The 12,641-nt window shown below is 70.8% G+C and carries 12 protein-coding genes; 7 read left to right on the plus strand and 5 right to left on the minus strand.

Annotated elements, in window-relative coordinates; all coding sequences use genetic code 11:
- Positions 1 to 621: 621 nt before the first annotated feature.
- The 3 genes from ACN6LD_RS09555 to ACN6LD_RS09565 all read right to left on the minus strand — a co-directional run bounded on the left by ACN6LD_RS09555 (position 622) and on the right by ACN6LD_RS09565 (position 4,860).
- Complete coding sequence (locus tag ACN6LD_RS09555) at positions 622 to 1,911, minus strand: citrate synthase (protein WP_319197259.1); 1,290 nt, start codon at positions 1,909 to 1,911, stop codon at positions 622 to 624.
- Positions 1,912 to 2,151: 240 nt separating this feature from the next.
- Positions 2,152 to 4,416, minus strand: a complete 2,265-nt coding sequence (gene recD2, locus ACN6LD_RS09560) for an SF1B family DNA helicase RecD2 (RefSeq protein ID WP_445042876.1) — start codon at positions 4,414 to 4,416, stop codon at positions 2,152 to 2,154.
- 117 nt (positions 4,417 to 4,533) lie between these two features.
- Complete coding sequence (locus tag ACN6LD_RS09565) at positions 4,534 to 4,860, minus strand: hypothetical protein (protein ID WP_319197261.1); 327 nt, start codon at positions 4,858 to 4,860, stop codon at positions 4,534 to 4,536.
- A 273-nt stretch (positions 4,861 to 5,133) separates the two neighbouring features.
- Between ACN6LD_RS09565 and ACN6LD_RS09570 the strand changes: the two genes are divergently transcribed.
- From ACN6LD_RS09570 to rbsD, 5 genes are all read left to right on the plus strand, one after another.
- Positions 5,134 to 6,150: a LacI family DNA-binding transcriptional regulator gene (locus ACN6LD_RS09570; RefSeq protein WP_319197262.1), complete on the plus strand. Its 1,017-nt coding sequence runs from the start codon at positions 5,134 to 5,136 to the stop codon at positions 6,148 to 6,150.
- Entirely contained in the window at positions 6,147 to 7,724 is a 1,578-nt protein-coding gene (locus ACN6LD_RS09575; RefSeq protein WP_445042877.1) for a sugar ABC transporter ATP-binding protein, read from the plus strand. The genes ACN6LD_RS09570 and ACN6LD_RS09575 overlap by 4 nt, the downstream gene beginning before the upstream one ends.
- Positions 7,714 to 9,669, plus strand: a complete 1,956-nt coding sequence (locus ACN6LD_RS09580) for an ABC transporter permease/substrate-binding protein (protein WP_319195359.1) — start codon at positions 7,714 to 7,716, stop codon at positions 9,667 to 9,669. Before ACN6LD_RS09575 ends, ACN6LD_RS09580 begins: the two co-directional genes overlap by 11 nt.
- A gap of 74 nt (positions 9,670 to 9,743) precedes the next feature.
- Positions 9,744 to 10,670 carry a ribokinase gene (locus ACN6LD_RS09585; RefSeq protein WP_445042878.1) on the plus strand — a complete coding sequence of 309 codons (927 nt, stop codon included), beginning with the start codon at positions 9,744 to 9,746 and terminating at the stop codon, positions 10,668 to 10,670.
- A complete protein-coding gene (rbsD, locus tag ACN6LD_RS09590) occupies positions 10,667 to 11,056 on the plus strand; it encodes a D-ribose pyranase (RefSeq protein WP_319195356.1) in 390 nt (129 codons plus the stop codon). The genes ACN6LD_RS09585 and rbsD overlap by 4 nt, the downstream gene beginning before the upstream one ends.
- 184 nt (positions 11,057 to 11,240) lie before the next feature.
- On the opposite strand, the gene ACN6LD_RS09595 is transcribed toward rbsD, so the two are convergent.
- Together ACN6LD_RS09595 and ACN6LD_RS09600 are read right to left on the minus strand one after the other, a co-directional pair.
- Positions 11,241 to 11,516 carry a GntR family transcriptional regulator gene (locus tag ACN6LD_RS09595; RefSeq protein WP_445042879.1) on the minus strand — a complete coding sequence of 92 codons (276 nt, stop codon included), beginning with the start codon at positions 11,514 to 11,516 and terminating at the stop codon, positions 11,241 to 11,243.
- A 96-nt stretch (positions 11,517 to 11,612) separates the two neighbouring features.
- On the minus strand, positions 11,613 to 11,894 hold the full coding sequence (locus tag ACN6LD_RS09600; protein ID WP_445042880.1) for a GntR family transcriptional regulator: 282 nt from the start codon (positions 11,892 to 11,894) through the stop codon (positions 11,613 to 11,615).
- 159 nt (positions 11,895 to 12,053) lie between these two features.
- On the opposite strand from ACN6LD_RS09600, the gene ACN6LD_RS09605 reads away from it, so the two are divergent.
- Together ACN6LD_RS09605 and ACN6LD_RS09610 are read left to right on the plus strand one after the other, a co-directional pair.
- Positions 12,054 to 12,350, plus strand: a complete 297-nt coding sequence (locus ACN6LD_RS09605) for a hypothetical protein (protein ID WP_319195352.1) — start codon at positions 12,054 to 12,056, stop codon at positions 12,348 to 12,350.
- Complete coding sequence (locus ACN6LD_RS09610; RefSeq protein WP_319195350.1) at positions 12,347 to 12,607, plus strand: hypothetical protein; 261 nt, start codon at positions 12,347 to 12,349, stop codon at positions 12,605 to 12,607. The genes ACN6LD_RS09605 and ACN6LD_RS09610 overlap by 4 nt, the downstream gene beginning before the upstream one ends.
- Positions 12,608 to 12,641: the final 34 nt, after the last annotated feature.

Genomic DNA, 12,641 nt, shown 5'->3' on the forward strand with positions numbered 1-12,641 from the left:
AACAGCGAATTCAGGCGCTGTCCTCACAACGCCCGGCCGGATCCCGTGGGGGGAATCCGCACCGGGACATGGGAAGGCGCCCTGGTCGTCGGCCCGTGGGGGGACTGGCGCCGGGGCGCCTTCCGTATGCCCGCACGCAGAAGCCCCCGAGAGCCCCGACGCCCGCCCTCAGAGGCACGCCGGAAACCCTCGAGACCCAAACGGGCCCACCACCCCGACCTCAGGGCAACGCCGGAAACCCTCGAGACGCAAACGGGGCCCACCACCGCGACCTCAGGGGCACGCCGGAAACCCTCGAACCAGTCCTGACGCCCGACCTCGGGGCACGCCGGAACCCTCGAGACGCAAACGGGGCCCACCGCCCCGACCTCAGGGGGCGCGCCGGAAAACTTCGAACCAGCCTCCACCGCCCCGACCTCAGGGGCGCGGGGAACTGCGCGACCGGCCCCCACCCACCCGCACCGGACGACGTGCCCCAAGCCCCCGGCCCCCGGACTTCCCCGGACTTCCCCGGACCCGCGGTCCCCGGACGCACGACTGCCCGGGACAGAACCCCGGGCAGTCGGACATCAGGACTTCAATCAGGAAGGGCACCTACAGACGCGGCCCCCGCCGGAGGCGTCAGCGCTCCTCGACGGCAACGAAGTCGCGCTCGACCACGCCGGTGTAGATCTGGCGCGGGCGGCCGATGCGGGAACCCGGCTCCTTGATCATCTCGTGCCACTGGGCGATCCAGCCCGGGAGGCGGCCGAGGGCGAAGAGGACCGTGAACATCTCGGTCGGGAAGCCCATGGCCCGGTAGATGAGGCCGGTGTAGAAGTCGACGTTGGGGTAGAGGTTGCGCGAGACGAAGTAGTCGTCGGAGAGCGCGTGCTCCTCCAGCTTCAGGGCGATGTCCAGCAGCTCGTCGGACTTGCCGAGGGCGGAGAGGACGTCGTGCGCGGCCGCCTTGATGATCTTGGCGCGCGGGTCGAAGGACTTGTACACCCGGTGGCCGAAGCCCATCAGGCGGACGCCGTCCTCCTTGTTCTTCACCTTGCGGATGAAGGAGTCGACGTCTCCGCCGTTGGCCTGGATGCCTTCGAGCATCTCCAGCACGGACTGGTTCGCGCCGCCGTGCAGCGGGCCCCACAGGGCGGAGATGCCGGCCGAGATCGACGCGAACATGTTGGCCTGCGACGAACCGACCAGGCGGACCGTGGACGTGGAGCAGTTCTGCTCGTGGTCCGCGTGCAGGATCAGCAGCTTGTCGAGCGCGGAGACCACGACCGGGTCGAGCTCGTACTCCTGGGCGGGCACGGAGAACGTCATGCGCAGGAAGTTCTCGACGTAGCCCAGGTCGTTGCGCGGGTAGACGAACGGGTGACCGATCGACTTCTTGTAGGCGTACGCGGCGATCGTCGGAAGCTTGGCGAGCAGCCGGATCGTGGAGAGGTTGCGCTGCTTCTCGTCGAACGGGTTGTGGCTGTCCTGGTAGAACGTCGACAGCGCGGAGACCACCGACGACAGCATGGCCATCGGGTGCGCGTCACGCGGGAAGCCGCGGTAGAAGTTCTTGACGTCCTCGTGCAGCAGGGTGTGCTGCGTGATGTCGCTCTTGAAGACGGAGAGCTCGTCGACGGTCGGCAGCTCACCGTTGATCAGGAGGTACGCGACCTCGAGGAAGGTCGACCGCTCGGCCAGCTGCTCGATCGGGTAGCCGCGGTACCGGAGGATGCCCTGCTCGCCGTCGAGGTAGGTGATGGCGGATTTATAGGCGGCGGTGTTGCCGTAGCCGCTGTCCAGGGTCACCAGACCGGTCTGGGCGCGGAGCTTCCCGATGTCGAAGCCCATGTCGCCGACGGTGCTGTCGATCACCGGGTAGGTGTACTCGCCGTCGCCGTACCGCAGTACTACAGAGTTGTCGCTCACGTCATCCCTCACCGACGTTGTGCCTCTTCTTCGAGGTTGCCCTGACTGTCTCTACCATCCCCCATTTGGCGCACGAGAGTGCACTCGGGGTCGACCATTGGGCTTGTAGGCGGCACTCAGTGCCGCCAACTAGCTCATCCTGCCGCCTTGGTCACGGTTGGGGAAGTGCTCTGTGACCTTCGTGACTCATTTGATCGATCATTTTTTTCCTGTCTCCGCGCCGCCCCCGGGACGCTCAGGTCACCGGCCCGCGAGCCGGAAGTCCAGGGCCGTGCAGCGCCGGCCCGCCGACACCGTGCGCACCGCCTGGCCGATCGCCTTGCGGGAGCCGACGAGGACGACCAGCTTTTTCGCGCGGGTGACGGCCGTATACAGAAGATTCCGTTGCAGCATCATCCATGCTCCGGTGGTGACGGGGATCACCACCGCGGGATATTCACTTCCCTGGGAGCGGTGGATGGTCACCGCGTACGCATGGGCGAGCTCGTCCAGTTCGTCGAACTCGTACGGGACCTCCTCGTCCTCGTCGGTCAGCACCGTGAGCCGCTGGTCGACCGGGTCGAGCGAGGTCACCACGCCCACGGTGCCGTTGAAGACACCGTTCGCCCCCTTGTCGTAATTGTTGCGGATCTGGGTGACCTTGTCGCCGACGCGGAAGACCCGGCCGCCGAAGCGCTTCTCGGGCACGTCGGGGCGGCCGGGCGTGACGGCCTGCTGGAGCAGACCGTTGAGGGCGCCGGCGCCGGCCGGACCGCGGTGCATGGGCGCCAGCACCTGCACGTCCCGGCGCGGGTCCAGGCCGAACTTGGCCGGGATGCGCCGGGCCGCCACGTCCACCGTGAGGCGGCCGGTCTCCTCGGTGTCGTCCTCGACGAAGAGGAAGAAGTCCTTCATGCCGTCGGTGACCGGGTGCTGCCCGGCGTTGATCCGGTGCGCGTTGGTCACCACGCCCGACTGCTGCGCCTGGCGGAACACGCGCGTGAGCCGCACCGCCGGGACCGGACTGCCGTCGGTCAGCAGATCACGCAGCACCTCGCCCGCGCCGACGCTGGGCAGCTGGTCGACGTCCCCGACGAAGAGCAGGTGCGCGCCCGGCGGCACGGCTTTGACCAGCTTGTTGGCGAGGAGCAGATCCAGCATCGACGCCTCGTCGACGACCACCAGATCGGCGTCCAGCGGACGGTCGCGGTCGTAGGCCGCGTCGCCGCCGGGCTTGAGCTCCAGCAGGCGGTGGACGGTCGACGCCTCCGCGCCGGTCAGCTCGGCGAGCCGCTTGGCGGCCCGGCCGGTGGGCGCCGCCAGCACGACCTTCGCCTTCCTCGCGCGGGCCAGCTCCACGATCGAGCGGACGGTGAAGGACTTGCCGCACCCCGGGCCGCCGGTCAGCACGGCCACCTTCTCGGTCAACGCCAGCTTGACGGCCGCCTCCTGCTCGGGCGCGAGCTCCACGCTCGTACGGGACTTCAGCCACGCGAGCGCCTTGTCCCAGGACACGTCACGAAAGGCCGGCATCCGGTCCTCGTCGGTGCGCAGCAGCCGCAACAGCTGCGCGGAGAGCGAGAGTTCGGCCCGGTGGAAGGGGACCAGGTAGACGGCCGTGACGGGTTCCGCCGCGCCGTCCGGGCCCGGGACCCGCTCGCGGACGACGCCCGGGTCCTCACCTTCCTCCGGGGGTTCCGCGAGGGCGGCGAGGCATTCGATGACGAGGCCGGTGTCGACCTGGAGCAGCTTGACGGCGTCGGCGATCAGCCGTTCCTCCGGGAGGTAGCAGTGACCCTGGTCGGTGGCCTGGGACAGCGCGTACTGGAGGCCCGCCTTGACCCGCTCGGGGCTGTCGTGCGGGATGCCCACGGACTGGGCGATCTTGTCGGCGGTGAGGAAGCCGATGCCCCAGACGTCGGCGGCGAGCCGGTAGGGCTGGTTCTTCACCACGGAGATCGAGGCGTCGCCGTACTTCTTGTAGATACGGACCGCGATGGACGTGGACACCTCGACGGTCTGCAGGAAGAGCATGACCTCCTTGATCGCCTTCTGCTCCTCCCAGGCGTCGGCGATCTTCTTGGTGCGTTTGGGGCCGAGGCCGGGGACCTCGACGAGCCGCTTCGGCTCCTCCTCGATGATCTTCAGGGTGTCCACGCCGAAGTGCCGGGTGATGCGGTCGGCGAAGACCGGACCGATGCCCTTGACCAGGCCCGACCCCAGATAGCGGCGGATGCCCTGGACGGTGGCGGGCAGCACGGTCGTGTAGTTCTCGACGGTGAACTGCTTGCCGTACTGCGGGTGGGAGCCCCAACGGCCCTCCATGCGCAGGGACTCGCCGACCTGGGCGCCGAGGAGCGCGCCCACGACCGTGAGGAGGTCGCCCGCGCCCCGGCCGGTGTCGACGCGGGCGACCGTGTAGCCGTTCTCCTCGTTGGCGTACGTGATCCGCTCGAGCACGCCTTCCAGCGTGGCCGTCCGCCGCTCGCCCGCCGCCGCCTGGGCGGCCCCCGTCTGTTGGGACATGAACCGACCGTACCGTCCGGCACCGACAGGCCGGCCCGGGTCGTCAGGCCTGCGCCTGACGACCCGTGGCGGGACCGGTGACGGGCGGACGGCCGGGCGTGCGGCGCCCGTGCCGGTTCAGTCCTGCGTGATCGTCACACAGGTGCCGACGACGTAGCCGGTCACGCCGCTCCTGGTGACCTTCACCCATCGCTTGCTGACGATGCCGCACTTCTCGTACGAGGAGTTCGCGTAGTGCATCGTGCAGTCCGCCGGCGCGCTCTGGCCCTTGTTGAGCTGGGCGAGGGCCGTGCCGCCGGTGCTCTTCGTGGCCCGGATGACGACCGTCTCGTCGGCCTTGGCCGTGCAGCCCGCCGCGGACGCGGGGGCCGCGACGACGATGGTGGTCCCGAGTCCCAGGGCCGCGGCCCCGATCGTCGCTGCGAGTATCCGACCTGCGCGCATGTCCACTACTCCCCTGTCGGCTGGCGCGGGCATGTCACCCGCGACGGACAGGGGGCAGCCTAGGACAGGGCCCGGACGCGGCAGGCGTCCCCCGAGGGGACGCACATCACGATCCGGTTGCGGGATGGGGTGGAGGGGTTGATTCCGGCTCGTGTAATCGATTCCATTCCTCCGTACGCGTCGATGTAATCGATTCCATGCAGGGATCGCACGCACCGGTTCCCCCGACGCGTCCCCGTACCCGAACCGAGTCCACGAGGAGGTGGCACGGCGATGGCGAGCATCAAGGACGTCGCTGCCGAGGCGGGGGTCTCCGTCGCCACGGTGTCCCGCGTCCTGAACGACCATCCGTCGGTCAGCGCGGACGCACGCACGCGCGTACTGGCCGCCGTGCAGACGCTGGGCTACCGCCCGAACGCCGTGGCACGGTCGCTGCGCACCGACCAGACCCACACCCTCGGCCTGGTCATCAGCGACGTGATGAACCCCTACTTCACCGAACTGGCCCGCTCCGTCGAGGAGGCGGCCCGCGCGCTCGGCTACAGCGTCATCATCGGCAACGCCGACGAGCGGCCCGACCTCCAGGACCACCATGTGCGCAGCCTGCTGGACCGCCGCATCGACGGGCTCCTCGTCTCCCCCACCGACGGCGGCTCGCCGCTGATGCTGGACGCCGCGCGCGGGGGCACCCCGATGGTGTTCGTCGACCGGTGGATCCCGGGCGTCGACGTCCCCGTGGTGCGGGCGGACGGACGGGCCGCCGTGCGCGACCTCGTGGCGCATCTGCACGGGCTCGGACACCGGCGGCTCGCCATCATCGCGGGCCCGGCGGCCACCACCACCGGCAGCGAGCGCGTCGACGCGTTCCGGGCCGCCCTGGCCGAGTACGGCCTTCCCCTCCCCGACGCCTACATCGGTCAGGGCGACTTCCAGGCGGAGAGCGGGCGGCGGGTCACCGAGGGCTTCCTCGACCTGCCCGAGCCGCCCGAGGTCGTGTTCGCCGCCGACAACCTGATGGCGCTGGGCGCGCTGGACGCCGTACGCGCGCGCGGTCTGCGCGTTCCGGACGACCTGGCGCTCGCCGCGTTCGACGACATCCCGTGGTTCGTGCACACCGACCCGCCCGTCACCGCGATCGCCCAGCCGACCGGAGAGCTGGGGCGGGCCGCCGTGCGAGCGCTCGTCGACCGCATCGAGGGGCGGCCACCCCGGTCCGTGACCTTCGCCGCCCGTCTCGTCGTACGCCGGTCGTGCGGCGAGTCCCCCGTAACGAACAGGAGCCAGACGTGAGCAACGCGGACGAGTTGCTGCGCATCGAAGGCATACGCAAGTCCTTCCCCGGGGTGGTCGCGCTCGACGGCGTCGACTTCGACCTGCGGCGGGGCGAGGTGCACGTGCTGCTCGGTGAGAACGGCGCGGGCAAGAGCACCCTCATCAAGATGCTCTCCGGCGCCTACACGCCCGACGCCGGGCGGATCCTGGCCGGCGGCGAGGAGGTGCGCATCCATGGCGCGCAGGACTCCGAGCGCCTCGGGATCGCGACCATCTACCAGGAGTTCAATCTCGTACCCGATCTGACGGTCGCCGAGAACATCTTCCTGGGACGGCAGCCGCGCCGCTTCGGGATGATCGACCGGAAGAAGATGGAGGCGGACGCCGCCGTCCTGCTGGAGCGGGTCGGGGTGAACGTGTCGCCCCGCGCGCGGGTGCGTGAACTCGGCATCGCGTGGCTGCAGATGGTCGAGATCGCCAAGGCGCTGAGCCTGGACGCACGCGTGCTGATCATGGACGAGCCGACCGCCGTGCTGACCTCCGAGGAGGTCGAGAAGCTCTTCGCCATCGTGCGCAGGCTGCGCGAGGACGGCGTCGGCATCGTCTTCATCACGCATCACCTGGAGGAGATCGCCGCCCTCGGCGACCGGGTCACGGTCGTCCGGGACGGGAAGTCGGTCGGCCAGGTGCCCGCCTCGACGCCCGAGGACGAGCTCGTCCGGCTCATGGTGGGCCGTTCCATCGAGCAGCAGTACCCGAGGCAGCGCGCCGAGACGGGGGCCGCGCTGCTGTCCGTCGAGGGGCTGACACGGGACGGCGTCTTCCACGACGTCAGCTTCGAGGTGCACGCCGGTGAGGTCGTCGGCGTCGCCGGGCTCGTCGGCGCGGGTCGTACCGAAGTGGCACGGGCCGTCTTCGGGGCGGACCCGTACGACCGGGGCGCGGTGCGGGTCGGAGGCGACCGGCTGCCCGGGTACGACGTGACGGCCGCGATGGCCGCCGGGATCGGGCTCGTGCCCGAGGACCGCAAGGGCCAGGGGCTGGTGCTCGACCAGTCGGTCGAGGAGAACCTCGGGCTCGTGACCATGCGGGCCTCGACCCGTGGCGGGCTGGTGGACCTCAAGGGCCTGCACGAGGCGGCGGCGCGGATCGCCGGGCAGCTCGGCGTGCGGATGGCCGGGCTCGGCCAGCAGGTGCGCACCCTGTCCGGCGGCAACCAGCAGAAGGTCGTCATCGGCAAGTGGCTGCTGGCCGACACCAGGGTGCTGATCCTCGACGAGCCGACGCGCGGCATCGACGTCGGCGCGAAGGTCGAGATCTACCAGCTGATCAACGAGCTGACGGCCGCCGGGGCCGCGGTCCTGATGATCTCCAGCGACCTGCCCGAGGTGCTCGGAATGAGCGACCGGGTGCTGGTGATGGCCCAGGGCCGGATCGCCGGCGAGCTGTCGGCGCAGGACGCGAGCCAGGACACCGTGATGGCCCTGGCCGTGAGCACCCCCAGGACCCCTGACACCCCCGGCTCCCCCAGTACCCCCAGTACCCCTGACACCCCTCCGACCACTGAAGTGGAGGCCGGCCGTGGCCGCTGACACGCATCTGAGCTCGACGGGCGCCGGCGGCGGCGCCGCGGCGGTCCGCCGCCTGCTCCTCGACAACGGCGCGCTCACCGCGCTGATCGTCCTCGTCATCGCCATGTCGGCGCTGTCGGGCGACTTCCTGACCACGGACAACCTGCTCAACGTGGGCGTCCAGGCGGCCGTGACCGCCATCCTCGCCTTCGGCGTGACCTTCGTGATCGTCGCGGCGGGCATCGACCTGTCGGTCGGCTCGGTGGCGGCGCTGTCGGCCACCGTGCTCGCCTGGAGTGCGACCCAGCACGGCGTGCCGGTGGTCCTGGCGGTGGCGCTGGCCGTCGTCACCGGCATCGCGGCCGGGCTGGTGAACGGCTTCCTCATCGCGTACGGCAAGCTGCCGCCGTTCATCGCGACGCTCGCGATGCTCTCCGTGGCGCGCGGTCTGTCGCTGGTGATCTCCGAGGGCTCCCCGATCGCCTTCCCCGACTCGGTCTCGCACCTCGGCGACACGCTCGGCGGCTGGCTGCCGGCGCCGGTTCTCGTCATGATCGTGATGGGTCTGCTCGCCGCGTTCGTGCTCGGCCGCACGTACATCGGGCGTTCGATGTACGCGATCGGCGGCAACGAGGAGGCGGCCCGGCTGTCGGGTCTGCGGGTGAAGAAGCAGAAGCTCGCGATCTACGCGCTGTCCGGGGTGTTCGCGGCCGTGGCGGGCGTCGTGCTCGCCGCCCGGCTGTCCTCGGCGCAGCCGCAGGCCGCCGACGGCTACGAGCTGGACGCGATCGCCGCGGTCGTCATCGGCGGCGCCTCCCTCGCGGGCGGCACGGGCAAGGCCTCCGGCACCCTGATCGGCGCGCTGATCCTCGCGGTGCTGCGCAACGGCCTGAACCTGCTGTCGGTCTCCGCCTTCTGGCAGCAGGTCGTCATCGGTGTCGTCATCGCGCTGGCGGTGCTGCTCGACACCGTGCGCCGCAAGGCGGGGGCGACTCCGGCGGCGGCCGGGACCGGCTCGGGCGGGAGCAAGGGCCGGCAGGCGGCGACGTACGGGCTCGCGGCGGTCGTCACCGTGGCGATCGTGGGTGCGACCTCGTTCCTGCACGGCGGCGGTTCGTCGACCGCGAACCCGCGGATCGGTCTGGCGCTGTCCACGCTGAACAACCCCTTCTTCGTGCAGATCCAGTCGGGCGCGAAGGCCGAGGCGAAGAAGCTCGGCGTCGACCTGACCGTCACCGACGCCCAGAACGACGCCTCGCAGCAGGCCAACCAGCTGCAGAACTTCACCAGTTCGGGCCTCGACTCGATCATCGTCAACCCGGTGGACTCGGACGCGGCGGGCAACTCGGTGAAGGCCGCCGACAAGGCGAAGATCCCGGTCATCGCGGTCGACCGGGGCGTCAACAAGGCCACGGTGGACGCGCTGGTCGCCTCCGACAACGTGGCGGGCGGCGAGCTGGCCGCGAAGACCGTCGCCGAGAAGCTGGGCGGCACCGGCAAGATCGTGATCCTCCAGGGCCAGGCCGGCACATCGGCGGCGCGGGAGCGGGCGGAGGGCTTCGCCAAGGGGCTGAAGGCCTACCCGGGCATCCAGGTGCTCGCCCAGCAGCCGGCCGACTTCGACCGCACCAAGGGGCTCGACGTGATGTCGAACCTGCTCCAGGCGCACCCGGACGTACAGGGCGTCATCGCCGCCAACGACGAGATGGCGCTCGGCGCGATCAAGGCGCTCGGCGCGAAGGCCGGCACGTCGGTCCAGGTCGTCGGTTTCGACGGAACTCCGGACGGGCTGAAGGCCGTCGAACAGGGCACGCTGTACGCGTCCGTCGCACAGCAGCCGTCGCAGCTGGGGAAGATCGCCGTGGACAACGCGGTGAAGGCGCTGCAGGGCAAGAAGGTCGAGGAGACGGTGAAGGTGCCGGTGAAGGTGGTCACGAAGGAGAACGTGGCCGGCTTCAGCGGCTGACATCGAACACGAAGGCGGGCGGTCACCCTTCTCGGGGCCGCCCGCCTCATGTCACGTTTCAGGGGAGTCACTTCATGTACGACTACGACCTTCTGGTCGTGGGGTCGGCCAACGCCGACCTGGTGATCGACGTCGAACGGCGTCCAGGTGCCGGAGAGACGGTGCTCGGCGGCGACCTGACGGTCCACCCCGGCGGCAAGGGCGCCAACCAGGCCGTCGCGGCGGCCCGTCTCGGCGCGCGTACGGCCCTGCTGGCCCGGGTCGGCGACGACGCGCACGGCCGGCTGCTGCTCGACTCGCAGCGGGCGGCCGGGGTCGACACCGCGGGCGTCCTGGTGGGCGGGGCGCCGACCGGCGTCGCGCTGATCACGGTGGACCCGTCGGGGGACAACAGCATCGTCGTCTCACCTGGAGCCAACGGGCGCCTGACACCGGAGGACGTCCGGGCGGCGGCCGACCTCGTCCACGCCTCCCGGGTGGTGTCCGCGCAGCTGGAGATCCCGCTGGAGACGGTCGTGGAGGTCGCGGCGAGCCTGGAGCCTGGCAGCCTCTTCGTGCTGAACCCCTCCCCGCCGCGTCCGCTGCCCGCCGTGCTGCTCGCGGCCTGCGACACCCTGATCGTCAACGAGCACGAGGCGAAGGTGATCCTCGGCGAGGACCGCCCCGGCGGCGACCCCGAGGACTGGGCGCGGACCCTGCTCGCCAGGGGCCCGAAGTCCGTGGTCGTGACGCTGGGTTCACAAGGCGCGCTGGTGGCGACCGCGGAGGGCGTCGCCCGGATCGCGTCCGTGAAGGTGGACGCCGTGGACACGACGGGTGCGGGGGACTCCTTCACGGCGGCGCTGGCGTGGAAGCTGGGCACGGGCTCGTCCCTGACCGAGGCCGCGGCGTACGCCGCGCGGGTCGGGGCCGCGGCTGTGACCCGGCGGGGCGCGCAGGAGTCGTTCCCGACGGCGGACGAGGTCGAGGCGGTCGCTTCCGGGGACGGTGAGGTCCGGTGAAGAAGGCCGGGATCCTCAACCGCCGTCTCGCCGGTGCACTGGCCGAGTTGGGGCACGGCGACGGGGTGCTGGTGTGCGACGCCGGCATGCCGATACCGGACGGGCCCCGGGTCGTCGACCTGGCGTTCCGGGCGGGGGTGCCGTCGTTCGCGGAGGTGCTCGACGGGCTGCTGGACGAGCTGGTCGTGGAGGGGGCGACGGCGGCGTCGGAGGTCAGGGAGACGAACCCGGCGGCGGCCGGCCTGCTGGACGGGCACTTCCCCGAGCTGGCCCTGGTGCCGCACGAGGAGTTGAAGAGGCTGTCGGCAGGGGCGCGGCTGGTGGTGCGCACGGGTGAGGCTCGGCCGTACGCGAACGTCCTGCTCAGGTGCGGGGTGTTCTTCTGAGGTCCGTCCGCTGACGGGAAAGCCTCGAGGGGGTCTGGTCGTCGACCAGGCCCCCTCGGCTTTTCCCCTCCGTATCAGAACCCCCGCGATCCCCCCGGATCCCCCTCCAGAAGCCCTGATGCCGTGTACGACACGCGTCCGGCGGCAACGGTTGCACGGCTTCCGGAAAATTTCTGACAACCGTTCACGAGGCAGGCGACGCAGGCGTCTCGGGGGCGGGCGGCAGGGGGTCGGAGACGAACGAGCCCCGGGCGCGGACGGTGACCACCAACCCCCTGTCCCGGAGGATGTCCAGAGCCCGGCGGACGGTGCCCGGACCGACCTTGTGCTCGTGCGTCATGGTCAGTTCGCCCGGCAGCCTCGTGCCCGGCGGGTACTCACCGGAACGGATCTTCCGTTCGATGATCGCGGCGAGCTGTTCATAGACGTACTGCGGCGAATCGGGGCTGATCTTGTCCACTCGCCGACCGTAGCAACCACTACCGCCCAGGCACCCGGGCCGCCCATCACTCGCACCCGGCGGCGGCCCCTTCGCCCGCCCCCGGAACCGGCACCACTAGGCAGGCGACGCAGGCGTCTCGGGGGCGGGCGGCAGGGGGTCGGAGACGAACCAGCCGCGTTGCGGAACGGCGTACACCCAGCTTTCGTCCGCCAGCACGCCGAGACCTCGCCGTACGGTCGTCCGCGCGATGCCGTACTTCTGCACGAGCTGAGCTTCGCTCGGCAGCATCCGCCCGGGCTGCCAGTCGCCGCGTCGGATCTGCGCCCGCAGAATCTCGGCCAGCTGCCGGTACGGGGTCAGCGGCGCTCCGTGATCGATCTCAGCATCGGGGTTCATGGAGTCGACGCTAGGCAACGGGAGTGATCCCCACACTTTGAGATACGTCTCACTACGAAGCGATACAAGGCGATACGATGACGACCGCCCACGAAAAGCGCCCCGGCGGGAAGGTGCGATCTTCCGTGCCGGGGCTCAGCCGACCCAAGGAGTCGACCTATGCGCAGCCTACTGGCCGCGATCCTGAGCTTTTTCCTGCCGCCGCGCGGAGCGCACCGCGCCCCCGGGGGCCCCGAGTTCCGGACGGCACCTCCGTGCGTTCTCCCGCGCCCGGCGCGGCCGCGCCCCGGGGACGTGATCCTCGCCGACGGCCTGCCCCTGGTCAGGCCGTACCTCGCGGTCTGGGAACGCGAACGCGAGGCCCTGGACCGCGGGCGTCTCCAGCGGGAACGGCGGCGGGCGGCGGTCCTCGCCACCCTGGGCCAGGACTTCGTCCCGGCGGAGGCCGCCGCATGAGCGCCAGGCGCTTCCGCAGCGTCGGCGTCGACCCCGTCACCGGCAAGGAGGCGTTCGTGCTCGCGCGTCCCGGCGGGGTGCTGGAGGACCTGGCCGACGCGCACGCGCTGAAGGCATCCGCCGTCCTGGTGACGGTCGTCGGGGCCGTGCTGGAGGCCGGCAGGTCGTCGGACGCCGAACTCGCCGCGTTCGTACCGTCGCTGCACGCTGCGCTCGAGGAATGCGTCGGCATCATGGCGGCGGACAGGGAGCGCTGACGCGGAAGAGCGGCGGCGGGGGGGGGGAGGATTG

Source organism: Streptomyces sp. SAS_272 (assembly GCF_052543235.1).

Excerpts from the sequence above, each read along its gene's own strand:
- ACN6LD_RS09605 (WP_319195352.1), top strand. The coding sequence starts at position 12,054 with ATGCGCAGCCTACTGGCCGCGATCCTGAGCTTTTTCCTGCCGCCGCGC.
- ACN6LD_RS09610 (WP_319195350.1), top strand. The coding sequence starts at position 12,347 with ATGAGCGCCAGGCGCTTCCGCAGCGTCGGCGTCGACCCCGTCACCGGC.
- ACN6LD_RS09585 (WP_445042878.1), top strand. The coding sequence starts at position 9,744 with ATGTACGACTACGACCTTCTGGTCGTGGGGTCGGCCAACGCCGACCTG.
- recD2 (WP_445042876.1), bottom strand. The coding sequence starts at position 4,416 with ATGTCCCAACAGACGGGGGCCGCCCAGGCGGCGGCGGGCGAGCGGCGG.
- ACN6LD_RS09600 (WP_445042880.1), bottom strand. The coding sequence starts at position 11,894 with ATGAACCCCGATGCTGAGATCGATCACGGAGCGCCGCTGACCCCGTAC.
- ACN6LD_RS09565 (WP_319197261.1), bottom strand. The coding sequence starts at position 4,860 with ATGCGCGCAGGTCGGATACTCGCAGCGACGATCGGGGCCGCGGCCCTG.
- ACN6LD_RS09570 (WP_319197262.1), top strand. The coding sequence starts at position 5,134 with ATGGCGAGCATCAAGGACGTCGCTGCCGAGGCGGGGGTCTCCGTCGCC.